This window comes from Acinetobacter sp. CE-15 (assembly GCF_051059255.1).
Classification (GTDB): domain Bacteria; phylum Pseudomonadota; class Gammaproteobacteria; order Pseudomonadales; family Moraxellaceae; genus Acinetobacter; species Acinetobacter guillouiae.
On the sequence record NZ_CP192737.1, the window covers coordinates 3,742,691 to 3,768,456 of the forward strand.

The window sequence follows — 25,766 nt, forward strand, 5'->3', positions numbered from 1 at the left end:
AAATATTTCGCCACCAATGTCTACAAAATAGCGTGGGTATCCTTACAAAAATATAATTTTCAGTTATTTATACAAATGGCATCAAACGGATAAAGACAATAAGAACAAAGATCAAAAACAAACGATGTTGCTGATTTTACAGATAACCATGCGCTCGCTTATGGTTTAAAAATAGATTATCGCTTTTAACTCATTATATTTTTTGCAAGTAAGCATTTAATTCTTAACGATTTACATGCTTTTTTATTGCCATTTTTAAGCATCAAAAAACCATATTGATCATTTTTTGTTTGCTATTTTAATTTTACCCTGATAATATTAAAACACAAATTAGTTTTACCCAGATAAAAATATCTAAAGGTTTTAAAATGAATACTGAAAACACCTACACTGCCTTTATTGGCAATGACCGTTTAATCACTGACTCGCTGTTAAACGTGGCATTAACCATTAAGACTCAACAAAATACCTCCACACCTGTGTTGATTTTTAATGATCAAACGGGTCAAGCCATTGATGTTAATACCATTGGCTCTACAGCCGATATTCAACAACGTTATGCTGAACCTGAAGCGGTTAAAAAAGTTGGACGTCCTAAATTAGGGGTGATTTCTCGTGAAATCACTTTGCAGCAAAAACATTGGGATTGGTTAGATCAACAAAGCTCTAGTGCATCTGCTGTGATTCGAAAATTGATTGACCAAGAGTTAAATAACCCCGATTCAGCAAGCAATAAAATGTTAGCAAAACAGGCAACTGATCGTTTTATGTCAGCAATGTCAGGCAATATGCCCAATTATGAGGAAGCCACTCGTGCTTTATATCAAGGTAATCAAGCGCTGTTTTTAGAATTGATTCACAACTATCCAAACGATTTACGGGCGTATTTGATTTTAAAAACACAACATGCTTTTTAACTACAATATTCGCAACTATATAAAAATAAAATGCGCTAAGCCTTCGGGATTAGCGCATTTTTTATAATCATCGGCACACGATTGATCATTAAATTATTTTTGTTGTTCGGACTCATCACACGCTTGTTTTAAACGTTGCATTGCCATCGGATCCATAGGTGCCGTCATCATTGCATGATAGTTTCGGCATTCTTTGGTCGGCTCCTGTATTTTCGGTTGGTTTGAGGCACAGGCTGTCAATACGCTTGCAATACCAATCAGGAAAAATGCTTTCATTACATGACCTACTATTAAATTTCAACTTGAATTAAAACTGAATTTTATTGCTTGTACTGTTGCAAGTCTGTTTTGATCACATTCCATCAATGTGAATTCTTCTTATTTTAAAGCTTTCACAACCGTACCGTTCATTGAAGCTCTAAATAGATTCAGTCGAGCACTGCAAAAAGTATTAGTTGACTCTTGCAGAGGATAAAAATTTTAAAATCCCTTTATTTATAATCAGATATATGCTCTAAGTATTAAACAATGCAAAATTAAAAATGCTTTAATCTATATGATGTTGATTAGTATTATCTTGTATATATTAAATTTTTTGCATCAAAAAACCCACCTTCTGGTGGGCTTCTCTCAATCAATCCAATCTGTTAAAGACGAACCAATTCCACAATTTTTTCAGCCAATTCTTCAACTGCTTCTTGAGCAAATGCTACATCAGCACCCTGCTCAACATCCGTCACCACCACAACACCAGTTTGACGAAGCAATGCAACTTGATCGCTTGATAAACCTACTTTTGCAATCGCAACAACACCTTGTTGAATCAATAAGCTTTCAAGAGATTGTGCATGTTTAAGTACTTGAGCAGATACAGCAACTACAGCCGGTTTTTGACCTAAACGTGCAGCACGAGCTTCAGCAGTGACAGGTTCATTGTGTGCAGTCCATTCAACCGCAGCTTCAACCATACCCGCACCAACAGTCACATTACTTAAACGGTCAATGAAGATAAAAGAACCCGTATAACGACTGTCATGATAACGGTCAAATACCACTGGCGCATCAAACTCAATCGTTACATCTGCAATCGCATTTAAATCAAGCTGCTCAACTTGCATTTTTTCCAATGTGTTGACATTGGTACGATAATTAATTTTCGCAACCTTAGCCGGAATGGTTTGTGTACCAAACTTCACATTATAAAGTTTACCCAACACTAAAGGCTGATCGTTCATCCATACCACAGAAGCACGAGCAGAACGGGAAATGAGCGGTTGCTCACCCGCTTTAACCAGCACGTTACCACGCGAAATATCGATTTCATCATTCAAGGTCAAAGTCACTGCTTGACCCGCAATAGCATGCGCTAAGTTACCATCAAAAGTGACAATTTCTTTCACTGTTGACTTCTTACCAGACGGTAAAGCCACAATTTCATCACCAACTTTGATTTCACCTAAAGCAATCGTACCGCAGAAACCACGGAAATCGAGGTTAGGACGGTTCACATATTGCACAGGGAAGCGGAATTCATGTTTGCTTACATCATGTGTAATTTCAACAGTTTCCAATGTTTCCATCAAGGTTTTACCTTGATACCACGGCGTATTTTCGGATTTATTTACAACGTTATCGCCATTCAATGCAGAAATTGGCGAGAAGATGATATTGGCAGGTTTACGCTCACCCAATTGATTAACAAAATTATTGTACTCAACTTGAATTTCATTGAAACGCGCTTCAGAGAATTCAACCAAGTCCATTTTGTTAATCGCAACTACGATATTGCGAATACCCAATAGGCTCGCAATAAAGGTATGACGACGAGTCTGTGTTTGTACGCCATAACGAGCATCAATTAAGATGATTGCAAGATCTGCGGTAGATGCGCCTGTGGCCATGTTACGGGTATATTGCTCATGCCCTGGGGTATCAGCAATGATAAACTTACGCTTTTCAGTAGAAAAATAACGATAAGCCACATCAATGGTAATACCTTGCTCACGTTCAGCTTGTAAACCGTCGACAAGCAAGGCCAAGTCAGGTGCATCACCTGTTGTGCCCACTTTTTTAGAATCACGGGTTACTGCTTGTAATTGATCTTCATAAATCAATTTTGAATCGTAAAGTAAACGACCAATTAATGTTGATTTACCATCATCCACATTACCGCAAGTCAAAAAACGTAACAGGTCTTTATTTTCGTGCTGTTTTAAATATGCCAAGATATCTTGGCTAATTAATTCTGATTGATGAGACATTGCTCAAAGCTCCACAATATTTTGAAATCGGTTGCTATATCTTTAAATCCTCCTAAGTCCTCCGTTTTCTTGCTGGAGTTCCCCCCTCTTTTATAAAGAGGGGGTTAGGGGAGATTTATATAAAAAATACTTAGAAATAGCCTTCTTGCTTTTTCTTTTCCATCGAACCTGCTTCATCATGGTCAATCATACGACCTTGACGTTCAGAGCTTGTGGCTAAAAGCATTTCTTGGATAATTTCAGGCAGTGTTGTTGCTGTTGATTCAACAGCACCTGTCAACGGGTAACAGCCCAAAGTACGGAAACGTACCGATTTCATTTGTGGAACTTCACCTTCTTTTAAACGCATACGTTCATCATCCACCATGATCAACGTACCACTACGCTCAACAACTGGGCGTTCAGCGGCTAAATACAAAGGTACCAAAGGAATACTTTCTTGGTAAATATATTGCCAAATGTCTAACTCAGTCCAGTTTGACAATGGGAATACACGGATACTCTCGCCTTTATTGACTTTACCGTTATAAAGATTCCAAAGCTCTGGGCGTTGGTTTTTAGGATCCCAACGATGTTTAGCATCACGGAAAGAATAAACACGTTCTTTTGCACGTGACTTTTCTTCATCACGGCGTGCACCACCAAATGCAGCATCAAACTGATATTTATCCAATGCCTGTTTTAAGCCTTGGGTTTTCATAATATCAGTATATTTTGAGCTACCATAATCAAATGGGTTTACACCTGCATCTTTACCTTCTTTGTTTTGATGCACGATCAGATCAAAACCGTGTTCTTTTGCCATGTTGTCACGGAATTTAATCATGTCCTTAAACTTCCAACCTGTGTCGACATGCAACAGTGGGAAAGGAAGTTTAGCAGGATAAAATGCTTTTAAAGCAAGATGCAGCATGACAGCTGAGTCTTTCCCGATTGAGTAAAGCATCACTGGATTTTCAAACTCAGCAGCAACTTCACGGATGATATGAATACTCTCAGCTTCAAGCTGTTTTAGATGAGTAAGTCTTTCCTCAGATATAGGCATTGACAGCACCAGCTCACAAAAACGTGTACTTATTACACATATTAAAATTTATATTCATTATAGTGATTTACACCTCAACCCTTTTGCTTGTTTTTTTATATTCATATATAAAAACATCATAAGCAACAACAAGAGATCGGTATGACCACACAAATTATTGCACTAGAACAGATTGATTTTGAGCAATGGCTTCCACTTTGGCGCGGCTATTTAACATTTTATAAATCACAACTCAGTGATGAACAAATAAGATTATCTTGGAAGCGAATCACAAATCCTGAACAAGTTGATATGTTTGGTTTTGCCATCAAAGTAAATGGTCAGGTAGTTGGCTTTGTACATTTGATTGCACATATGAGCATGTGGACAGATTTACCCTATTGTTATCTACAAGATTTATTTGTGGATGAAGCTTTTAGGAATCAAGGTTTAGCACGACAATTAATCGAGCATTGTTATCAGGTCTGCGCAACAAAGTTTGACCGTGTTTATTGGCTCACTCAAGAATCCAATATTAACGCCCAACACCTTTATGATCGTATTGCGAGTAAAACAGGATTTATCCAATATAAAAAGGCATTAACATAACTTATTTTAGATGTAATTCATTTAAAAAAATTAAAGATCTGCATAATCAAATAGCTCAACCAACAATTTAAAACTAAAAATCGCTTCTTTTGTAAAAATTTTAAAGAAGCGATTTTAGCTTAGTCCCAACTTATCAAACTGTATATGCTTAAAATTAGATATATACAGCCCGACAACTCAGGTCTTAATGGCCGAATAATGCTTTATCTAAAGGAATTTCGATTCCTACAGAAGCACCTGCATCATTGCCATGTACATCAGAATCACTCACCCAACCATTAATTTTTAATGGCATGGTCGGTTTAATATAATGTGTCCAAGTTAAATCTAATGCTTTAATTTTGTCTTTTTCAGGGAAGGCTAAGTTGATTTGCTTATCACCAAAGAGAGCAGCAGATTGGTTGACTTTGGCATAGATTGCACGACCAGATAAACGATTCATCACATCAAAGCGAATATCACCACCGACAGAAATCATTTCACCATCACCACCCATTGCATGCCCCAATGGGAAACCTTGTTGGTAATAACCATCTTTATAAACATGATGACTATAAGAAATACCTAATGGATCGCCATTTGTTTCTGTATTCGCCCATTCAACATAAAGCTGGTACGGCAAATTTTTAAAACTTGAGGAATAGTCAGCACCAGCTAAATACATTTTTTTAGAGGGTAGTAAACCCGCTTCATCTTCCCCAATATATTGCCCATAAAAACTCATAGGAACATTCAGCAAAGATTGAAGATTTAAACGTGCATCAAATCCAGCAAGCTGGTTGGATGGATTACCCACCCCCGTACAAGTGCTATCCGCACACTCATTGTCTTTTCCAATAAAAGCATTCCAATAAGCTTTTGCACTTCCTGGTTGACCTTCTCCATCAATTTGGAAAGCACGTGATGCACCAATTTCTAAATAAGGTAAAGGTTGTGCAGTTAAGCGCAATCCCATTAAACGTGCATCAGGCACAGCCGTATAATCATTTAACTGCCCAGCAAATGCTTGATATTGCCAAGGACCAATCCAAGACAACCATTTAGATTCAAAAGCTTTTTGTTCAGCACGTTGTACAGTAAAACCATAAACTGGACGGCTGGCATCACCACGAATCAAACTACCATCATGTCCTGGCCCCCAATATGTTGGGATTTGACCCGCAATAACCCACTGATTCCATAGTTTTCCTGCAATGTATGAACCTTCCACATTGACATCTTGGCCGTTATCAATTTGCGGATCTTTTTCACCATTCACACGAAGCTTTGCATCCCAGTTTTCACCGCCTGCATTAAATTCTAATGAACCCACATACTGTGCTTTTGCACTATCCCCAAAAGCTTGAGGAATATTTTTTTGATCAGTTTCAGCAAACAAACCTAATTTTGCGGTTTGATTATCTGCTTTTAGTGCGTTTTGAATTGAATCAATAACTTTTTGTTGGGTATTGTTTAAAACTTTTGCTTGAGATAAGGCACGTTGAATTTCATCCCCACTCATTGGCCAAGTCGATGTACTGATTTGAATCACACCTTGCTGATTTAACCAGTTCAAATCTGTACGAAGATCTTCATTATTTAATACGATTCCCTGTGCAAATACAGGTAAAGACATTCCAAGTAATACAGCAGCACAAAGTGATTTTCTTAAATACATGCTCATTTTTCTCAAGTTTGATTTACAACCACACCTTAATTTTTTTATAAGTTTTTTTCAATGGTGAAATTGTGTTATTCATATTTTAAAATTCCATTATCCAAAAGAAAATGAGTGCACAAAAGTGCACTCATTTTCTTTTAAATTCAGACAATAACGATCATTCAGCTTTTAAAATAATCGCCATCACTAACTTTTAAATTAAAATACTTTTAAAAATAACCAGAATAAACCGCCCGATAAACAAATCGTTGCAGGTAAGGTAAAAATCCATGCAGAAAGAATCGTTTTGACTGTTGCAAAATTCAATCCAGTTTTATTGGCAACCATAGTTCCCGCAACCGCACTGTTGAGTACATGAGTCGTTGAAACGGGTAAACCAAAACCATCTGCAGCAGCGATTGTCGACATTGCCACAAGTTCAGCAGACATCCCTTGACCATAGGTCATATGATGTTTACCAATACGCTCGCCCACAGTAACTACAATACGTTTCCAACCGACCATTGTTCCTAAACCCAGTGCCAATGCCACAGCAACTTTTACCCAGTTTGGAATATATTGAAGGAAAGAATCTAAGTTTTTGCGATACTCTTTTACCACTTTGCCTTGAGCTTCATCCATTTTTGGAAGTTGATCAGCTTTATCCAAGCGTTTAAAAGCCGTGGTGCTTAAGTACATATCATTGCGTAATGAAGATACTTCAGCTTCTGGGATATCTTTGAGATCACCGAATTTACCAACACGCTCGCCCAAATGATCAGTCAAACTGGCCAATGCAGGAACAACTTCGGGATTTATTTCTTTGCTTTGAATAAATTTAGTGATGGTTACACGCGCTTGTTCATCTGGAATATCGGCATGCTGTGCATAAATTGCTGTCGCAGTTTGACCAGACAATTGTGAGAATGACTGTAAATGCTGTTGGTCTAAACCTCTATTCAACGAATAAGCCAAAGGCACAATACCAATCAAAATCAGCATGATTAAGCCCATACCTTTTTGCCCGTCATTTGAACCATGTGCAAAGCTTACACCAGTACAGGTGAAAATCAGAATTGCACGGATCAAAGGTGGTGGTGGCTTATTGCCTTCAGGGGGTTGGAACAACTCAAGTTGTTTCTTAAATATTTTTTTAACAATCAAAAATACAATTGCTGCAAATGCAAAACCAATCAAAGGAGAAAACAGTAATGCTTTACCCACTTTAAGCACTTGATCCATGTCTACACCACTTGCACCCGTTGAAGCGTGCAAAATGTAGTTCATGATGCCTACACCCAAAATTGAGCCAATCAAGGTGTGAGAGCTCGATGCAGGAATACCTAAGAACCAAGTGCCTAAATTCCACAGAATCGCCGCAATCAGCATGGCAAAAACCATAGCAAAACCAGCGCCACTGCCTACATTCATGATCAATTCAACAGGAAGTAAGGCAATAATTCCATAGGCAACTGCACCACTGGCAACCATTACCCCAAGGAAGTTACAAAAGCCTGCCCACATCACTGCTACAGGTGCAGGCAATGCATTGGTATAGATCACGGTTGCTACAGCATTGGCTGTATCATGAAAACCATTTACAAACTCAAAACCCAAAGCGATAAATAATGCTGTCGCTAAAAGGATCATTGAATAAAGGCTTAACGGTGGAACATGTGCTAAATCTGCACTAACTTGCACCCCAATATAAATCAAGGTAGCAATGATAATCGTCAGAAACACCGGCATAAAAAATTTCGGTGTTGGTACATGTACATTCGTCGATTTAGCAGCTTGAGACGATTGTGCAGAATCTGAGACGGGAGGTAAATTCGAATTCATGCAGAAAGTTAGCGAATATTAGAATGCGCTTATTGTTCAATTAAATTGTGACAATTATATGACAAATAGAGGTCATATGAAGTGAAATTTATAATTATTTCACTTCAGTATTTCGCTACACAAGCGACAAAATTAATATTTTTATTATTTATAATTAGTATCTTACACCAATAAAATCCATACAATTTTTACAAAATATTATATTTCAGACTGAAATAATATTTGTAATATTTCAGACCAATTTAAGCTATTTATCATTTGGCATTGCTATTTTTCATGAAATTTATGACAAATTGATGAAAAAACAAACATATTGTTAAGTTTATTTTTAAATATTTCCCCATAAACCCTATTTATCAAATCTATGCAAGTTTAAGGCCAACAATCTGCCTTTCGCTAAAGTACCCAACATCAGCAATAAATCATCTTTCATCGCATGTGGCAGTCCCATAAAGCGATCATCCGAACAAGGTTCACACATTGTGAAAAGCTGGCTCTAACACGCCAATCCATCGTGTACTTTTCAATGTCTAAGTTGCATAAAAAACTCAGCGTTTTATAAACACTGAGTTTTTGACTTAAGACCATCCCGAAAGCTGATCCTGAATGTAAATTGAATATTTATGTTAATTAAAATTATTTCCACTGATAGCCCATAGACACTGCACCACCAATATTGCTACGGCTGTCAGCAGAAGCACCCATTTTCCAGACGATTTTATTGCTGTCAGTAATGGCGCTCACCCCGATTGCCACAGCAGTTTCACCTCGGTAACCCGAAACACCCGCACTAACCATACTCATACCCGCTTCAGTCGGTTGTGGTAAGTTACCTACCGCCATCGCACCTGCGATACCTGCATAAGTATCGTTACGCAAGTCATCCATGTTTTTATTGGTGTCATAGAAAGCTTGTTCCAGATTACTTACCCGCGTATCTATAGCGCCCAAGGCATCCCCTACATTATGGAAGGTTCCCCCTGCGACATTGTAGGTGGGTGCACCAATCGAACCATCTTTGTTCAGTGTTGAGCCGCCACCTAAATGTTGCGCCACACTACTATTGGTTTGGTGTAATTGTGAACCGTTAATGGCATCCGTAGAGGTTGAGGTAATTTCACCATTTGCTAAACCACTGACTTTATTTGTTGTCCCATCAATCGTGACTTTACCCACATTGACCTTATTCGCTGTAACTTGCTTTGCTGTGACTTGATTCGCAGTAACAGAATTTAACTGAATATCCTCTGCTAAAGCCACTTGATAGTTATTTGAACCATCCGCATTGGTACTACTGTTTACAACAGTGTTTTTACCTGCAGACACGCTGGTTTTAGCACCGGCAACCTGTCCATGTATTGAAGCAATTGCATCATGCACATTGTCTTTACCTGTATTTCCAATATTACTGGTTTTGATCGTTCCATCTGGATTAACTTTTGCATTTCCGCCCAATACATTTGCGACGCTTTCAGCGGTGTCATGCAATTGACTACCATTAATGGCTTGATCAGAATCGGCACTCACCTTACCATCAGCCAAACCACTGATGGTATTGCTTTGTGAATCAGCTTTAATATTACCCACCGTGACCGAATCAAAACTGACATCATCTTTGGTTGCAACTTGATAATCGGTTGAGCCATCTGCCTTAGTGGTTTTGGTTACTTCAGTATTTTTACCTGCACTTACAGTTTCTGTAGAACCTTTAGCTTCATTGGCTTTAGACATTGCAGCCTTTAATTGTGCAACATTGACCGCGTCTGTATCTGCCGTACCCGCTGCTACACCAGTAATTTGACGAGTGATCCCCCTTGAGACATCTCCCACAGAAAATGCTGCTGCACTACTTCGCCATGTACTCCCAGTATTGCTAGAACCAAACCCTGTCAATGGATCAAAGCCAGCGATACCCGCCGCAGTATTAGCAACTGAGCCTTTACCAAGTGCAACACTACCTTCCAGCTCGGCACGCGTATCCGTTCCAAGCGCAACCGCATCTTTACTCTTGGCTGATGAATTAAGGCCAAGCGCAGTAGCACCATCTCCTTTTGCACTCGCACCAACACCTACCGCTACAGCAAGCGCTCCACTTGCACCATCATTATTATAATTACCCGCTTTGTTACCAGCATCATTGATACTCACATAATGAGTCGTATCCCCTGCACCAGCATAAAGTTTTTCAACCGCTTGGTTTGTGGCATGTAATTGTGAACCGTTAATAGCATCTGTACTGCTTGCACTAATTTCACCTGCAGCTACATTGATGATTTGTCTTTCACCACCGACTTTACCGACACTGACGACACCATTGGCTGTTGATCCTACACCTGCAAAGGCATAATCCTCGCCATTAATGCTGACTTTATCTACAACAGTAGCTACACGATCTGTGGATGCGTTACCTAAGACCACACTGTTGGCTTGAGTTGTTATGACATTATTACCGAGGACTTGAGTATTCTCTTGAGCAACTGTATTTTTATTGCCTAATACAGTCGTATTCTTGGCATTATTCAGTGTATTTTCGTTCCCGAGAACACTATTTTTCTCACCACCACTAACCGTATTACCAAAACCCGCAGTCAGAGACTTCATACTGTCTGTAATTTTATTAAATGCACCAACAGCTGAACTATATTCACTTGCACTTGAAATCTCGTTGGCGACACCCACACCTAAAGCACGACGACCTTGGATTGTATTATTGGCACCTAAAACTGTAGCTCGCTCTCCTTCTGCGATATTCCAAACACCAAATGCAGAAGACCATTGACCTTTAGTTTTATTTTCCGCACCGACTGCAATAGAACGATACCCCTCGGCATTGTTATAACTGCCTACTGCAACACCAGAGAAATCTTTTACAGTATTGTTAGCACCTAATGCTAAAGCTTCATTGCCTGTAACATTATTATTGTGACCAATTGCAGTACTAGAACTGGCCGTATTACTTAGGGAATTATTATTACCAATCGCAATACTATTTGCAGCATCGCTGGTGACATTACCAATAGCAATTGCATTCTCACCAACCGCCTTAGCACTTACACCTACAGCGATCGCATTTACACCTGTTGCTCCACCATTATTATAATTCCCGCCTTGGGTACCACCATCGTTGACACTGACATAATGGGTTTGACTATCAGCAATGGCTTTGTGAGTTGCATATAACTGCGAACCGTTCACTGCATCTGTACTGCTTGCGCTGACTTCACCTGCAGCAACATTGATGATTTGACGCTCACCACCAACTTTACCCACACTCACTACGCCATTTACTGCAGAACCAGCACCTGCAACTGTGTAGTTTTCACCGTTAATGGCGACTTGATTTACTGTCGTTGCTACACGATCTGTAGATTCATTTCCTAAAACCACACTGTTGGCTTGATTACTTGTGACATTGTTCCCCAAAACTAAAGTATTACTTTGTGTCGCTGTATTTTTATTCCCCAATACAGTCGTATTTTGGGTATTGGGGAGCGTATTATTATTCCCCAAAACATTGTTATTCTGTAGATCCGTCACATTATTACTGAGCCCCACGACTATCGCCCCTGCCATACTCGACATAGTCAATGCTGAAACTGCCAATAACGCACCTGCAACAGTTGTTTTAGCAGAAGATCGTTTACCCCGTGTCTTGGATACCTCAGAAATCGCACACCAAGTGCCTAAAGATTCATTCCAAACGATTTTATAGACCTTATTCATGTTCTTATCTCACATTTATAATAAATTATGTGATTAAGTTAACACTTAAACTTGAAGTTTCAACATTTTTTTAGGCTTGTGCAAAAAAATCATGTATTACCCTAAATGCATGATTTTTTAGAATGAATTATTTGAATTTTTTTAAATTGTCTAGATCAAAAATCTGTCATCAGGAAGTGTGTCAAGATTGGTACCTTGAAAGTCTACATTCTGATAACATATCGGCTATTTTTAAAATCCGATTTTATTGAGAGTTTTAATGTCCACGCTTACCACGTTAAAAGAGCTTCTTGCCAAACGCATCCTAATTATTGATGGTGCAATGGGAACTATGATCCAACGCCATAAACTGGAAGAAGCTGATTACCGTGGTGAGCGCTTCGCTGACTGGGCATCTGATTTAAAAGGCAACAATGACCTTTTGGTGTTAACTCAGCCACAAATTATTCAAGGCATTCATGAAGCCTATCTAGATGCTGGTGCTGACATTATTGAAACCAATAGCTTTAACGGCACACGGGTTTCAATGTCTGACTATCACATGGAAGATTTAGTCCATGAGATTAACTTTGAAGCAGCCCGTCTTGCCAAAGCTGCTTGTGAAAAATACTCAACCCCTGACAAACCACGTTTTGTCGCCGGTGTATTGGGACCAACATCACGTACCTGCTCTATCTCACCAAATGTGAATGATCCAGCATTTCGTAATATTACCTTTGATGAACTCAAAGAAAATTATATTGAAGCCACGCATGCTTTAATTGAAGGTGGCGCAGACATCCTTCTCATTGAAACGGTGTTTGATACATTAAACTGTAAAGCAGCAATTTTTGCAGTAAAAGAAGTCTTTAAACAGCTTGGCCGCGAATTACCGCTAATGATTTCTGGCACAATTACCGATGCCTCTGGTCGTACCTTAACAGGACAAACTGCAGAAGCATTCTGGAACTCTGTGCGTCACGGCGATTTATTATCGATTGGATTTAACTGCGCCTTGGGTGCAGATGCCATGCGTCCACATGTCAAAACGGTATCAGATGTTGCCGATGTTTTTGTTTCAGCGCATCCAAACGCTGGCTTACCGAACGCATTTGGTGGCTATGATGAAACACCAGAAGAAACAGCAGCTTTCTTAAAAGAATTTGCTGAAAGTGGTTTGATCAATATCACTGGTGGCTGTTGTGGTACTACGCCTGACCATATTCGTGCTATTTATAATGCGGTTAAAGACATCCCACCACGCAAAATCCCTGACATCAAGCCTGCATGTCGCCTCAGTGGTTTAGAACCGTTTAATATTTATGATGACTCATTGTTCGTCAATGTCGGTGAACGTACCAATGTTACGGGTTCTAAAAAATTCCTCCGTTTAATCCGGGAAGAAAACTTTGCCGAAGCACTTGATGTTGCATTACAACAAGTGGTTTCAGGCGCACAAATCATTGACATCAATATGGATGAAGGAATGCTCGATTCGCAAAATGCGATGGTACATTTCTTAAATCTGGTTGCATCTGAGCCTGAAATTTCTAAAGTACCGATCATGATTGACTCCTCTAAATGGGAAATCATAGAAGCAGGTCTAAAATGTGTACAAGGTAAACCTGTTGTTAACTCGATTTCCTTAAAAGAAGGTTATGACGAGTTTGTCCATAAAGCACGTTTGTGTCGTCAATATGGTGCAGCTGTCATTGTGATGGCATTTGATGAAACCGGTCAGGCAGATACTGCCGCACGTAAACGTGAAATCTGTAAGCGTTCTTACGATGTGCTCGTTAATGAAATCGGTTTTCCTGCGGAAGACATTATTTTTGACCCGAACGTTTTTGCTGTCGCAACAGGGATTGAAGAACACAATAACTATGCGGTGGACTTTATTGAAGCAACAGGCTGGATTAAACAAAACTTACCACATGCCATGATTTCTGGTGGTGTGTCGAACGTATCGTTCTCTTTCCGTGGCAATGAACCTGTCCGTGAAGCCATTCACTCTGTATTCCTTTACTATGCCATCAAACAAGGCATGACCATGGGGATTGTCAATGCGGGTCAAATGGCCATCTATGATGATATTCCTAAAGAGCTGAAAGCCGCTGTTGAAGATGTCATTCTCAATCAGAATCAAGGTGACAGTGGTCAAGATGCAACTGAAAAATTGCTTGAAGTTGCTGAACAGTACCGTGGTCAAAGTGCTGCCCAAAAACAAGTTGAAAACCTTGAATGGCGTAATGAACCTGTTGAAAAGCGTCTTGAATATGCGCTGGTCAAAGGGATTACCAGCTTTATCGATGAAGATACTGAAGAAGCCCGCTTAAAGTCCAAACGTCCACTTGATGTGATTGAAGGTCCATTGATGGATGGTATGAATGTGGTCGGTGACTTATTTGGTTCAGGTAAAATGTTCTTACCTCAAGTGGTCAAATCTGCACGCGTGATGAAGCAAGCCGTAGCATGGTTAAACCCATACATTGAAGCTGAGAAAACAGGAAGCCAATCCAAAGGTAAAGTGTTGATGGCGACTGTAAAAGGCGATGTACACGATATTGGTAAAAACATTGTCGGTGTTGTACTGGGATGTAATGGTTATGACATTGTTGACCTTGGTGTCATGGTGTCTTGCGAGAAAATTTTACAAACTGCGATTGATGAAAAAGTCGATATTATCGGCTTATCAGGTTTGATTACCCCATCGCTTGATGAAATGGTATTTGTTGCAAAAGAAATGCAACGCAAGGGGTTTAAAATCCCACTGTTAATTGGTGGCGCAACCACTTCGAAAGCACATACTGCAGTAAAAATTGATCCGCAATACTCAAATGATGCTGTGATCTATGTTGCCGATGCTTCTCGTGCGGTGGGTGTTGCAACCACCCTACTGTCTCCTGAAATGAAGCCTAAATTTGTCGATGAACATCGTGCTGAATATGAAAAAGTACGTGAACGCATTGCCAATAAGCAACCAAAAGCAGCTAAATTGTCGTATGCAGAATCCATTGAAAATGGTCTAAAAATTGACTTTGCTGCCAATCCACCAGTAAAACCCAACTTTATTGGTTTGCAAACCTTAACCCATTATCCACTTGATAGGTTGGTGGAATATTTTGACTGGACGCCATTCTTTATTTCTTGGAGTTTGGCAGGTAAATTCCCGAAAATTTTACACGATGAGATTGTCGGTGAAGCTGCAACTGATTTATATAATCAGGCTCAGGCGATGCTAAAAGACATCATTGACAATAAACGTTTCGATGCGCGTGCCGTTTTTGGAATTTATCCTGCAAACCGTTCAGCCGCAGACTCTGTTGAAGTCTTTAATGAAGATGGTCAATCTGTAACCCATACCTTCCATCATATTCGTCAGCAATCAGATAAAGTCACAGGTAAACCGAATTTGTCTTTGGCTGATTTTGTTGCAACCAAAGCACAAGCCAAAGACTACTTGGGCGGTTTTACCGTTTCAATTTTTGGTGTGGAAGAAATGGCGCATGAGTATAAAGCCAAAGGGGATGATTACTCCGCCATTCTTGCTCAGTCTTTGGGTGATCGTTTTGCTGAAGCGTTTGCAGAACATTTACATGAACGTATTCGTAAAGAGTTCTGGGGTTATCAGGCAGATGAACAACTCTCTAATGAAGAATTAATTAAGGAGAAGTATGTCGGTATTCGTCCTGCACCAGGCTACCCAGCTTGTCCTGAGCATTCTGAAAAGGCGTCTTTGTTTGATTGGTTAGGCACCACGGATAAGATTGGTACCCAATTGACCAGCAGTTTTGCAATGTGGCCACCATCAAGTGTTAGTGGTTTCTACTATGCCAACCCACAGTCTGAATACTTTAACGTGGGTAAAATTGCGTTAGATCAGCTAGAAGATTATGCAAAGCGGAAGAACTGGACCTTGGATGAAGCGAAGCGTTGGTTAGCACCAAATTTGGATGATTCGGTTTCTTAATCCGAAACCCTTTTATAAAATACGAGCCAGTCCCTTTTTATTAAAGAGGGACTTGTGCATAAATTGAGAGGCTTGATAGATGCCTCCTTTCAGGAAAAAGTTGATCTTAAATCCTTAACACTTTATTAAAAATAAATATTAAACAATTGAATTTTATAATGAATAAATAACCCAAAGCATACTTTAATTAACGACTCTAATGCCTACAATAGCTCTCCTCACCCTACAGCGAATGATAGAGGTAGCGGTTAGATTTTATTGCAATCATTTTTTCATGTATGATCATTTTATTTGGTCTGTAGAGATAAAACATGTTTGAGATCATTGATGATTTAAAAGCTAAATTAGATCAGCATCGACCTCTTTCATCTACAATTGTCAAAAATCTACACGAAGACCTCATATTACGTTGGACTTATCACTCCAATGCCATTGAAGGCAATACTTTAACCTTGTTAGAAACCAAGGTTGTCCTTGAAGGAATTACGATAGGTGGTAAAGCATTAAGAGAGCATTTTGAAGCGATCAATCATCGTGATGCAATTTTGTATGTTGAAGATATTATCAAAAGGCAAGAACCCTTTTCAGAATGGCAAATTCGTAATATTCATCAATTCATCTTAAAAAATATTGATGATGAAAATGCTGGGCGATACCGTCAACAAAATGTCTTAATCTCAGGTGCTACGACTAACCCACCAGACCACACATTGCTCAATGACAAAATGGCTCAGTTTATTGATTGGTATAATCGTGATGCTCATAAATTACACCCAGTTGAACGAGCAGCCAAAGTTCATGCAGATTTCGTAGCGATCCATCCCTTTGTTGATGGAAATGGTCGCACATCTCGCTTATTGATGAACCTTGAATTGCTTAAAGCGGGTTATCCACCAAGTGTAATTACTGTAGAAAATCGATTAGCTTACTATGAAGCGTTAGATCAATGGATGGCGAATGATAATACGGGACCATTTATTGATTTGATTGCTGATGTCGTATTGGATGGGTTTAAACCTTATCAGATAATTTTAGGAATTTAAGGGGGAATCCCCATCCACAATAATCGCTAGGATCATTCAAGATGGGATGGCCCAATTATTTACTCTGATCCTGTTCATACACAAATGCCAATAGATAGCTGGCAAAACATTAAATTTAATTGGTCTTTTAGAGATACAAGGCATTTAAATCAAATGCCCTTGAAACCAAATATCTATTAACCTGAGTTCGATATAAAACTCTTGATGAAATATGATACTCGGAAACGTCATCTGCAACTGTCTGAGGTAGGACTTCATTGATAAAGTATTGTTTCTGCGATTCATTGAATGCGTTGCTGTTGGTCGACGAGTTTTGCGGTGAGCAGCGATGTAGCTGCGCAAGATGGTTACCCTTGAGGAGCTTAGCTCCTCATGTCGAAACAAAAGTAGGGCGAGCCGCAGGCTGATCCTGAAATTGAATGAGAATTCAGTAAGACTCCGCCAAGATCATTTTTTTCAGTAAGTTAAAGGTGTAATAAGGTCGAGCCCACGTTATTACTTTCTAAGATTTGACAACAAAGTATTGGTAATCGACTTATTGTTTTCAACAATTCTGGTCTTTTTGGCTTTTGCTGATTGATCTTCAACACGCTCAATTTTGGTTGCTTTTAACTTTCCGTTATTTTCAACAACGATAAATTTAACTCTTTCATTTCGCTTTGGCTCACCCTCTGCAAGCGGGAAATCCGAAATATGAAAGAAAATATCTTGTTCAAGTCCACCAATAAAGCCAAAGCCTCTATCGGCATCGTATTGTTTAATTTTTCCTTGCTGGAATTCAGGCTTCATACATATTACTCATCGCGGTACACAATCGCTGTATTATACCCTGATCTTGATCAATAGATAAAATAGCAAAATTTGTCTTGATCTGTTGTCATTGCAGCGATAAAAAAGCCCACTTTTCAGCAGGCTTCTATACAACTTAAATTCTAATGTGCATGCCCTGCGCCAACATTCCCTTTCGGTTTTGGACATAACCAAATAATCAATCCTGCGAAAATAAAGATCATCGCAAAAATCAAAAACACATGATTAACCGAAAGCGTTAAAGCCTCTTTATCCACCAAGTTGGAAATGGTACCCAACGCCATTTCAGGACTAAAGCCACTGTTGACCAAGTTACGTTGAGTTTCCTCAACATGCATGGTCGACACGATTTCACTGCGTGCCAGTTTGGTATGATCATCCCAAATGGTCACCGCAATAGATGCACCAATTGCCCCTGCCATGGTTCGCATAAAGTTCATCAAACCCGCAGCAGAAGCCACTTCATCTGGACGTACCACACCTAAAGCAATATTAGACAGTGGGATAAAGAAGAACGGTACCGCAAAACCTTGGATAATCTGTGGTAATGCCAGTGCCATAAAGTCAGCATCACTGGTCCAAAATGAACGCATTAATGTGACGCCACCCAAAATCATCAGCCCAAAACTGGACAAGGCTCTTGGGTCATATTTAGTCGCAAGTTTGGCAACCACAGGCGACATCATCAAGCTACCAAAGCCCATTGTCGCAGTCAGATAACCTGCCCAAGATGCGGTATAACCCAAGTTAATCTGTAACCATTGTGGAATAAGCACAATACTGCCAAAGAATGCCGCAAAGGCAAAGGCCAATGAGATTGTTGCGATGGTAAAACCACGGTATCGGAAAATTTGTATATTGACGATGGGATGTTTTTCATAATATTCCCAGATGAAAAAGGCAATAAATCCAACCACCAAAATCACAGCCAAAATACAAATAAAGCTGTTATTAAACCAATCCCGCTCATGCCCCAAATCGAGCATTAACTGTAATGCGCCAATCCAAACGATCAGCAGCGTTAAGCCAATGGTATCAATCGGGAGTTTAGCAATCGGTGTTTCAGCAACTTTTAATAGACGCATCACCCCAACAGCGCAGATCACACCCACTGGAATATTGATAAAGAAAATCCAATGCCATGACCAGTTATCACTGATTGTACCGCCTAAAATAGGGCCTAGAATCGGTCCAACAACGGTCGTCATTGCCCACATCCCCATTGCTTGAGAATGCTTTTCGGGTGGGAAAATACGCATCAACAAAGTTTGACTGAGTGGCATGATTGGACCACCAAATAAACCTTGTCCGATACGACAGATCACTAACATCGCCAAGCTATTGGATAAGCCACAAAGAATTGAAAATGTGGTAAAGCCAATCAGACTGATGGTAAATACCCGAACAGCACCAAAACGTCCTGCAAGCCAACCGGTTAAAGGTACACAGATGGCTTCAGCAACGGCATAGGAGGTAATCACCCAAGTTCCTTGAGAACTTGATACTGCTAAACTTCCGGTAATATGGGGCACAGAAACATTGGCAATGGTCATATCTAGTACGACCATAAAATTGGCAAGTGCTAAAAAGAAGGCGGCAAGAAGTAAGCGCCCACCTTTAAGCTCACTTTGAAACGTTGCTGTATTCATAAGTGATTACTTCGCTGAAGAGGTATCAACCTCAGCATTCATGGATAAACCCACACGTAATGGATGCTCAGCCAACTCTTTAGGATCAAGTTTGATACGTACAGGTAGACGTTGAACCACTTTAATCCAATTACCTGTCGCATTTTGTGCAGGAATCAGCGCAAATGCAGAACCTGTACCACCTGAAAAGCCGATCACCGTACCGTGATACTCTACTTTCTTGCCATAGAGGTCTGAAGTGAGGGTTGCCTTCTGACCAACTTTCACATTTTGCAACTGACTTTCTTTAAAGTTTGCATCCACATAAAGTTCAGCCAAAGGCACCACTTTCATCAAACTTGTCCCAGGTGCAATACGCTGCCCCACTTGAATACTACGACGGGCAATCACACCATCTAACGGTGCTTTAATTTCTGTACGTTGTAAATCTAAAAGTGCTTGATCAAGTTTAGCTTGAGCCACCAATACATCAGGGGTTGAACTTTGTGAGGTCCCCCGAATTAAAGCTTCATTGGCATCTAAATTACTTTGTGCAGCTTTGCGTTTAGATTCCGTTTGCGCCAATGCTGCTTTTGCCACATCGACATTTGCTTTGGCATTGTTTAAAGCACTTTGTGCTTTGCTAAATTCTTCTTTAGAGATTGCACCTGTCGCGCTTAACTGCTGACGGCGGGCAAATTCTTGCTGTGCTTGTTGATATGCCACATCGGCTTGCGCCACTTGTGCTTTGGCACTGTTAATATCATCTGCACTGACTAAAATCTGTGAGGACAATGAACTGCTATTTGCCGAGCTTTGTGTATATTGACGCTTGGCTTTGGTCAACGCCGCTTCAGCTTCTGCAACAGCGATTTTTGCATCACGATTATCAATAATCGCAAGTACATCACCTTTTTTCACTTGTTGAGTATCACTGACCAAAACCTCAGCAACTTGTCCGCTGACCATCGAAGTAATTTCAGCAGTTTCAGCACCGACATAGGCATTGTCCGTTTCAACAATATTGCCAAAAATAAAAGCCCAAATTGCATATAGAATTGCAGCTACAACAACAATAATGGCAAAAATCTTCAGCATTTTTTTACGTTTTTGTTTGGCTTCCAAATCCGCTTGCGCTTGATTTTCATCATTTGGAGAGGCATTCGTCGTTTGCGCGTCAGTCATCGCATGTTCCTAGCTTACTTGGACTTGTCAAAACATCTTTGCATTTTGGAGATATAAACTGAAAAACTGCTTAATCATATCTATATGACGTTGCTTGATGGTTGAATAAGTCAACTTCTTAAAATTGTGGTGCCCAATTTTACAGGTAAAAATCATATTATGAGAATAAAAATATTACTCTATAGTTTATCTTTATAAAAGAGGTCAATCTTATTGATATTCATATTTTTTTGAAAAAAAATAAGCCAGCAAAATATGTATTTTACTGGCTTATATTGACACAATGAATACAAAAGTGTACTGATTAGTACACTTAGTCAGCTTGATCAATAGGCATAAGAAGCAATGGCTGTTGCAATCGCCTTACCTTCATTGTTGAACATGGTCATACGCATGGTGCAACCTTTACGCCCCATTCTCAAGGTTTCAGCTTTGGCAATAAAGTATTCACCGCGCCCGGGTGCAAGATAATCTACACGCATATCAACTGTCGCTAAACGAGAAACTTTCTTTAATGTGTCTGGCAGTTGGTCTGGCTCTGCACGTTTATACAGCTCCCCCATTGCCACAATTCCACCAATACTATCCAGCAATGTCGCGGCCACACCACCATGTAAAATTTGAAATGCGACATTGCCAATCAAATACGGTTTCATTTCGATATAGCCTTCAATCTCATCATTGACAACACGCATTTGCATATTGTTATGTGAAAAATAAGGCGAACCATTAAACGCTTTAGTGAGTTGGTTAAGCACCACATTTAGATCTGCTTTCGCACCTAAATGTAAATTACCAGTCCACTTTTTTTGCGATTCGCTAGGCGCAGAATCAGTTTTAGAAGAATCACTCATCATCATTTCGAAACCAATATTGAGAAAAATTTTCAGCTTTTTCCCAAAAAATATATGAAAGGGCTACAATATATGCCTAGTTTAATACTGAACATCGAGATTGTTATGACTTATACGTTCAATCGTCCTGCTTTTCCAGCTACTCGTATGCGCCGTATCCGTAAAAACGATAAGCTTCGAGCAATGGTAAGAGAGACTCAACTCACAGCAGATCATCTCATTTATCCAGTATTTGTACTTCCGGGACAAAACCAAAGCCAAGATGTACCAAGTATGCCAAATGTTCAACGATTGTCAGCAGACTTATTGTTGAAAAAAGCAGAAACCCTATTAGAACTTGGTGTATCAAAACTTGCCTTATTCCCTGTTACACCACAACAAGACAAAAGTTTAACAGCTGAAGCTGCGTGGCATGAAGACGGTTTAGTTCAAAATACTTTACGTTTGTTAAAAAAAGAACTGCCTGAGATGGTACTCATCACGGATGGTGCATTAGATCCTTATACCACACATGGTCAGGACGGCATTATTGACGATACAGGTTATGTATTAAATGATGAAACGGTTCAATGCCTGATCAAACAAGCCTTAAGCCATGCTGAAGCAGGTGCAGATGTGATCGCGCCAAGTGACATGATGGACGGCCGTATTGGTGCAATCCGCCAAGCTTTAGAAAGTAACGATTTTATTTATACCAGCATCATGGCGTACTCTGCAAAATACGCATCTAGTTTCTACGGCCCTTTCCGCGATGCAGTTGGCTCATCATCCAACCTAAAAGGTGGTAATAAGTATAACTACCAAATGGATGTCGGTAATCGTGCTGAAGCACTGCATGAAATCGCCCTTGATATTCAAGAAGGTGCAGACATGGTGATTGTCAAACCAGGTATGCCGTATTTGGATGTGGTACGTGAAGTTAAAGATACCTTTGGTGTCCCGACCTTTGTTTATCAAGTCAGTGGTGAATATGCCATGCTTGCAGCAGCCATCCAAAATGGCTGGTTATCTGAAAGCGTGATTATGGAATCCTTGATGTGCTTCCGTCGTGCAGGTGCAGATGGTATTTGGACCTATTATGCAGAAGATGCAGCACGTCAATTAAAAGAGATGAAGTAAATCATCCCTCCCTTACTGAACTCATGGTTCCTCACCTTTTAAAAAGGGAGGAGCCTATGACTGATTCAGTCGTGAATGGAAAGTCCCCTCTTTTAAAAAATAAGCAGTATTGCTTTTGCCGGTGGGGATTAAAAATCTAAATTGGTACAGAATACACAATGCATATCGCCATTATCGGTGCTGGAGTAAGTGGCTTACTCAGCGCGCTTGAGCTTGTTGAACAAGGCTGCACCATCACCCTGTTCGATCAACAACATGCTGGACATGCTGCTTCATGGGCGGGTGGCGGTATTCTGTCACCCATGTATCCGTGGAGATATCCCAATGAAGTCAATCATCTGGCACAACACGGCAAACAACTTTACCAACAATGGAATGAGAAACTACAACCTAAAACAGGGATAGACTTTCAAATCCATGACACGGGAATGTTAATTTTTGACGAAGCAGATTTTGAGCTTGGACTGAATTATAAAGACCAACATCAAGAACCGATGCAGCATTGTGAATACCTGCAAAGAGAGCAGCTTGAAACCGTCAATCCCCATATTTCAGCACAGTTTCAACATGCAATTTATTTTCCACATCTAGCCAATGTTAGAAATCCGCGACTTCTTAAATCACTGATCAGCTATCTCAAACAACACCCTCAAGTTGAAGTGTATGAAAATACATGGATCGAAAAATTTAATATTCAAAATCAAAAAATTCAGTCTGTTGAAAGTGCCAATGGACAACGTTTTGTCGCAGACCAATTTGTGATTGCAACAGGCGCATGGTCAAATTTCTGGGCAGTACAATTACAGCTTTCGATCCCAGTAGAACCCGTTCAGGGGCAAATGATGTTATTTAAAACTCCGGAAAACTGGCTACCCACCATGTGTATGAACAATGTGATGTATTTGATCCCACGCCGAGATGGTCATATCGTATGCGGTTCAAGCATGGACCATATCGGATTTGATAAACGTCCAAATGTACAAACACAACAAAATATTTATAAAGCCTGTATCGAAATGGTCCCTGAATTGGCAAACTTCCCCATCGTCAAGCAATGGGCAGGATTACGTCCAAGTTCACCGACAGGCATTCCATATATTGGAAAAATGCCTGAACTGAATAACTTATGGGCAAATTTTGGACATTACCGTAATGGCTTATGTATGGGACCTGCTTCAGCACAGTTATTAAGACAATTGATGCTCAATCAAGATACACGTGTTGATGCAAAAGCTTATTCAACCGAGCGATTAACAGCATATACACCACTCACTCTGCAATCATCTTTTAGCTAAAAAGTGTTTGGTTCTGACATGAAAGAATTTAAGAGAAGACGCTTAGCTGCGTCTCTCATCTAGAACGATTGATAAAATTGCTGATGCCGACCAAGCGATTTACCAATAATTCTCTACAGCAATATTGCCTTCACCGCGACGATTCATCGTCAAACCACGGGCTTTTAATGCAGCTTTAGTGTCATCTACCATTTGTGGATTCCCACATAGCATGACATGGGTGGTATCTGCATTGAATTTTAAATCAGCGGCTTTTTCCAATTCACCATTTTCAATCAAAATCGGTAAACGATCATGTAAGGCTGCATTGGGATCACGCGTAACAATCGGGATAAATTTAAAGCCAGTATGCCCCTCACCAAAAAGCTGAGCAATCTCTTGGATCCGATCGACATAAGCCAATTCAGATTCAGTTCTTACGCTATACACCAAGTTGATTTTTTCGTACTTTGACCAAGTTTCAAAATCTTGTAGCATCGAAATAAAAGGCGCTAAACCTGTGCCCGTTGCCAATAACCACAAATCTTTAGGCAATGGCAATTGATAACGTGCTAAGGTTAAGAATCCATAGGGGATTTTTTCCAAATAAAGCTCATCACCGACTTGTAGATGCTGTAAATTGGAGGTAAATGCACCGTCAGGAACAACGATTGAAAAAAATTCGAGTGTTTCATCAAATGGGGATGAAACCACGGAATATGCTCTTACCACCAAATCATCACCCACTTTTAAACCAATGCGAGCAAATTGCCCTGCGGTAAACTTAAAATGGGCAGGTCGAGTCATGGTGAAACTGAAAAGTGTATTGGTCCAACGCTGAACAGACAAAACCTTTTCTATGCTAAATTTTTCAATTGACATGATTTCTTCGTGGCATGAAACATAGTCCTCATGGTAGCATGACTATATAATCTATGAATATTAAAATGTTAAGGCTCTACTTATGCGAATGACTTTACGCCAGTTGGCGGTTTTTGTTGCTGTCGCTCAAGAAGGTACCGTGACCAAAGCAAGTGATGCGGTTCGGTTGACTCAAAGTGCGGCAAGTATGGCTTTGGCAGATTTAGAAGATGGACTGGGTGCTCCGCTTTTCGATCGTCTTGGTAAGCGCTTACAGCTTAATGATCTTGGTCGTTTCTTACTTCCTCAAGCTTTAGAAATTTTAGGTCGCTGTGAAGCCTTTGAACAAGCAGCCAAAGGTGAACTACAAAGTATTGATTTACGGATTGGTGCAACACTGACCATCAGTGATTATTTAATGCCCGACTTAATGGCAAACTTTTTACAAGTTCAACCTCAAGCGCATTTACAGCTCCAAGTCGGTAATACCCGCCAAATGATTGAAGCGGTCAACCAATTCCAACTCGATTTGGCATTGATTGAAGGTTCATGCTTCCTACCACAACTTCAATGCATTCACTGGCGCGATGACGAACTCGCGGTATGTTGTTCGCCTAATCATCCACTGGCAAATTTACATCGTGAATTAAAGCAGTCTGACTTCCAGCATGTTGAATGGATTTTACGTGAAGAAGGTTCTGGAACACGTGAAGTCTTTGACAATGCCATTCTAAAAGATCTTGAAGATGCCAATATCCGCTTAACCCTAGGTCATAATGAAGCGATTTTAAAAATCGTTGCTGGAGGTCTAGGAATGTCATGTATTTCTAAATTGGCAATTCAGCCTTTGCTCGACAAAGGACAATTGGTGATTTTAAATACCCCATTCTGGCAACTTGCTCGCCCGCTATATATGCTGGTACATCGTCAAAAGTACCAAGGACCGGGCTTAAGAGCCTTCCTAAAATTTTGTGAAAATGGTTAAAACCAAAGCTCTTCTTGGAGCTTTTTTATAATTATTCGATTAG

Annotated in this window: 19 protein-coding genes; 7 read left to right on the plus strand and 12 right to left on the minus strand. The window is 39.9% G+C overall.

Annotated features, from left to right (window positions below):
* Positions 1 to 368 precede the first annotated feature (368 nt).
* Positions 369 to 917: a DUF2239 family protein gene (locus ACQ7EO_RS17210; RefSeq protein WP_434278146.1), complete on the plus strand. Its 549-nt coding sequence runs from the start codon at positions 369 to 371 to the stop codon at positions 915 to 917.
* A 93-nt stretch (positions 918 to 1,010) separates the two neighbouring features.
* Here ACQ7EO_RS17210 and ACQ7EO_RS17215 read toward each other — a convergent pair whose 3' ends face one another.
* The 3 genes from ACQ7EO_RS17215 to cysD form a co-directional block, all read right to left on the minus strand.
* Positions 1,011 to 1,193, minus strand: a complete 183-nt coding sequence (locus ACQ7EO_RS17215) for a hypothetical protein (RefSeq protein ID WP_151801211.1) — start codon at positions 1,191 to 1,193, stop codon at positions 1,011 to 1,013.
* 371 nt (positions 1,194 to 1,564) lie between these two features.
* Positions 1,565 to 3,178, minus strand: coding sequence for a sulfate adenylyltransferase subunit CysN (gene cysN / locus ACQ7EO_RS17220; protein WP_270382681.1), 1,614 nt, complete (start codon positions 3,176 to 3,178; stop codon positions 1,565 to 1,567).
* Between the two features lie 130 nt (positions 3,179 to 3,308).
* A complete protein-coding gene (gene cysD, locus ACQ7EO_RS17225; protein WP_171066897.1) occupies positions 3,309 to 4,217 on the minus strand; it encodes a sulfate adenylyltransferase subunit CysD in 909 nt (302 codons plus the stop codon).
* Positions 4,218 to 4,364: 147 nt separating this feature from the next.
* Between cysD and ACQ7EO_RS17230 the strand changes: the two genes are divergently transcribed.
* Positions 4,365 to 4,811, plus strand: coding sequence for a GNAT family N-acetyltransferase (locus tag ACQ7EO_RS17230; RefSeq protein ID WP_303577088.1), 447 nt, complete (start codon positions 4,365 to 4,367; stop codon positions 4,809 to 4,811).
* 184 nt (positions 4,812 to 4,995) lie between these two features.
* Here ACQ7EO_RS17230 and ACQ7EO_RS17235 read toward each other — a convergent pair whose 3' ends face one another.
* The 4 genes from ACQ7EO_RS17235 to ACQ7EO_RS17250 form a co-directional block, all read right to left on the minus strand.
* The gene (locus ACQ7EO_RS17235) at positions 4,996 to 6,468 is read right to left on the minus strand and encodes a capsule assembly Wzi family protein (protein ID WP_434279631.1); all 1,473 of its coding nucleotides are present in this window, start codon (positions 6,466 to 6,468) and stop codon (positions 4,996 to 4,998) included.
* Between the two features lie 201 nt (positions 6,469 to 6,669).
* Complete coding sequence (locus ACQ7EO_RS17240; RefSeq protein WP_434278149.1) at positions 6,670 to 8,292, minus strand: inorganic phosphate transporter; 1,623 nt, start codon at positions 8,290 to 8,292, stop codon at positions 6,670 to 6,672.
* Positions 8,293 to 8,641: 349 nt separating this feature from the next.
* Positions 8,642 to 8,773, minus strand: a complete 132-nt coding sequence (locus ACQ7EO_RS17245) for a hypothetical protein (protein ID WP_434278151.1) — start codon at positions 8,771 to 8,773, stop codon at positions 8,642 to 8,644.
* Positions 8,774 to 8,928: 155 nt separating this feature from the next.
* A complete protein-coding gene (locus ACQ7EO_RS17250; RefSeq protein WP_434278153.1) occupies positions 8,929 to 12,015 on the minus strand; it encodes a YadA-like family protein in 3,087 nt (1,028 codons plus the stop codon).
* A gap of 259 nt (positions 12,016 to 12,274) precedes the next feature.
* On the opposite strand from ACQ7EO_RS17250, the gene metH reads away from it, so the two are divergent.
* Complete coding sequence (gene metH / locus ACQ7EO_RS17255) at positions 12,275 to 15,964, plus strand: methionine synthase (RefSeq protein ID WP_434278155.1); 3,690 nt, start codon at positions 12,275 to 12,277, stop codon at positions 15,962 to 15,964.
* A 311-nt stretch (positions 15,965 to 16,275) separates the two neighbouring features.
* On the plus strand, positions 16,276 to 17,007 hold the full coding sequence (locus tag ACQ7EO_RS17260) for a Fic family protein (RefSeq protein WP_434278157.1): 732 nt from the start codon (positions 16,276 to 16,278) through the stop codon (positions 17,005 to 17,007).
* 495 nt (positions 17,008 to 17,502) lie between these two features.
* On the opposite strand, the gene ACQ7EO_RS17265 is transcribed toward ACQ7EO_RS17260, so the two are convergent.
* The 4 genes from ACQ7EO_RS17265 to ACQ7EO_RS17280 all read right to left on the minus strand — a co-directional run bounded on the left by ACQ7EO_RS17265 (position 17,503) and on the right by ACQ7EO_RS17280 (position 21,490).
* Entirely contained in the window at positions 17,503 to 17,796 is a 294-nt protein-coding gene (locus tag ACQ7EO_RS17265; RefSeq protein WP_434278159.1) for a cold-shock protein, read from the minus strand.
* A 143-nt stretch (positions 17,797 to 17,939) separates the two neighbouring features.
* The gene (locus ACQ7EO_RS17270) at positions 17,940 to 19,466 is read right to left on the minus strand and encodes a DHA2 family efflux MFS transporter permease subunit (RefSeq protein ID WP_004819350.1); all 1,527 of its coding nucleotides are present in this window, start codon (positions 19,464 to 19,466) and stop codon (positions 17,940 to 17,942) included.
* 6 nt (positions 19,467 to 19,472) lie between these two features.
* On the minus strand, positions 19,473 to 20,630 hold the full coding sequence (locus ACQ7EO_RS17275) for an HlyD family efflux transporter periplasmic adaptor subunit (RefSeq protein WP_004819348.1): 1,158 nt from the start codon (positions 20,628 to 20,630) through the stop codon (positions 19,473 to 19,475).
* Positions 20,631 to 20,956: 326 nt separating this feature from the next.
* On the minus strand, positions 20,957 to 21,490 hold the full coding sequence (locus ACQ7EO_RS17280) for a thioesterase family protein (RefSeq protein ID WP_004722808.1): 534 nt from the start codon (positions 21,488 to 21,490) through the stop codon (positions 20,957 to 20,959).
* 99 nt (positions 21,491 to 21,589) lie between these two features.
* Here ACQ7EO_RS17280 and hemB point away from each other — a divergent pair, with 99 nt between their 5' ends.
* Positions 21,590 to 22,603, plus strand: a complete 1,014-nt coding sequence (gene hemB, locus ACQ7EO_RS17285) for a porphobilinogen synthase (RefSeq protein ID WP_016539219.1) — start codon at positions 21,590 to 21,592, stop codon at positions 22,601 to 22,603.
* Between the two features lie 158 nt (positions 22,604 to 22,761).
* On the plus strand, positions 22,762 to 23,898 hold the full coding sequence (gene thiO / locus ACQ7EO_RS17290) for a glycine oxidase ThiO (RefSeq protein WP_434278160.1): 1,137 nt from the start codon (positions 22,762 to 22,764) through the stop codon (positions 23,896 to 23,898).
* 99 nt (positions 23,899 to 23,997) lie between these two features.
* On the opposite strand, the gene ACQ7EO_RS17295 is transcribed toward thiO, so the two are convergent.
* Positions 23,998 to 24,759 carry a ferredoxin--NADP reductase gene (locus ACQ7EO_RS17295; protein ID WP_056514680.1) on the minus strand — a complete coding sequence of 254 codons (762 nt, stop codon included), beginning with the start codon at positions 24,757 to 24,759 and terminating at the stop codon, positions 23,998 to 24,000.
* A gap of 82 nt (positions 24,760 to 24,841) precedes the next feature.
* On the opposite strand from ACQ7EO_RS17295, the gene gigC reads away from it, so the two are divergent.
* A complete protein-coding gene (gene gigC / locus ACQ7EO_RS17300) occupies positions 24,842 to 25,723 on the plus strand; it encodes a LysR family transcriptional regulator GigC (protein ID WP_004722815.1) in 882 nt (293 codons plus the stop codon).
* Positions 25,724 to 25,766: the final 43 nt, after the last annotated feature.

Bases quoted from the DNA above. Each gene is read 5' to 3' on its own strand.
- ACQ7EO_RS17215 (WP_151801211.1), bottom strand. From the start codon at position 1,193: ATGAAAGCATTTTTCCTGATTGGTATTGCAAGCGTATTGACAGCCTGT.
- cysN (WP_270382681.1), bottom strand. From the start codon at position 3,178: ATGTCTCATCAATCAGAATTAATTAGCCAAGATATCTTGGCATATTTA.
- metH (WP_434278155.1), top strand. From the start codon at position 12,275: ATGTCCACGCTTACCACGTTAAAAGAGCTTCTTGCCAAACGCATCCTA.
- ACQ7EO_RS17260 (WP_434278157.1), top strand. From the start codon at position 16,276: ATGTTTGAGATCATTGATGATTTAAAAGCTAAATTAGATCAGCATCGA.
- gigC (WP_004722815.1), top strand. From the start codon at position 24,842: ATGCGAATGACTTTACGCCAGTTGGCGGTTTTTGTTGCTGTCGCTCAA.
- ACQ7EO_RS17295 (WP_056514680.1), bottom strand. From the start codon at position 24,759: ATGTCAATTGAAAAATTTAGCATAGAAAAGGTTTTGTCTGTTCAGCGT.
- thiO (WP_434278160.1), top strand. From the start codon at position 22,762: ATGCATATCGCCATTATCGGTGCTGGAGTAAGTGGCTTACTCAGCGCG.
- ACQ7EO_RS17245 (WP_434278151.1), bottom strand. From the start codon at position 8,773: ATGTGTGAACCTTGTTCGGATGATCGCTTTATGGGACTGCCACATGCG.
- ACQ7EO_RS17210 (WP_434278146.1), top strand. From the start codon at position 369: ATGAATACTGAAAACACCTACACTGCCTTTATTGGCAATGACCGTTTA.
- ACQ7EO_RS17235 (WP_434279631.1), bottom strand. From the start codon at position 6,468: ATGTATTTAAGAAAATCACTTTGTGCTGCTGTATTACTTGGAATGTCT.
- ACQ7EO_RS17270 (WP_004819350.1), bottom strand. From the start codon at position 19,466: ATGAATACAGCAACGTTTCAAAGTGAGCTTAAAGGTGGGCGCTTACTT.
- ACQ7EO_RS17230 (WP_303577088.1), top strand. From the start codon at position 4,365: ATGACCACACAAATTATTGCACTAGAACAGATTGATTTTGAGCAATGG.
- hemB (WP_016539219.1), top strand. From the start codon at position 21,590: ATGACTTATACGTTCAATCGTCCTGCTTTTCCAGCTACTCGTATGCGC.
- ACQ7EO_RS17265 (WP_434278159.1), bottom strand. From the start codon at position 17,796: ATGAAGCCTGAATTCCAGCAAGGAAAAATTAAACAATACGATGCCGAT.
- ACQ7EO_RS17250 (WP_434278153.1), bottom strand. From the start codon at position 12,015: ATGAATAAGGTCTATAAAATCGTTTGGAATGAATCTTTAGGCACTTGG.
- ACQ7EO_RS17280 (WP_004722808.1), bottom strand. From the start codon at position 21,490: ATGATGATGAGTGATTCTTCTAAAACTGATTCTGCGCCTAGCGAATCG.
- ACQ7EO_RS17275 (WP_004819348.1), bottom strand. From the start codon at position 20,630: ATGACTGACGCGCAAACGACGAATGCCTCTCCAAATGATGAAAATCAA.
- ACQ7EO_RS17240 (WP_434278149.1), bottom strand. From the start codon at position 8,292: ATGAATTCGAATTTACCTCCCGTCTCAGATTCTGCACAATCGTCTCAA.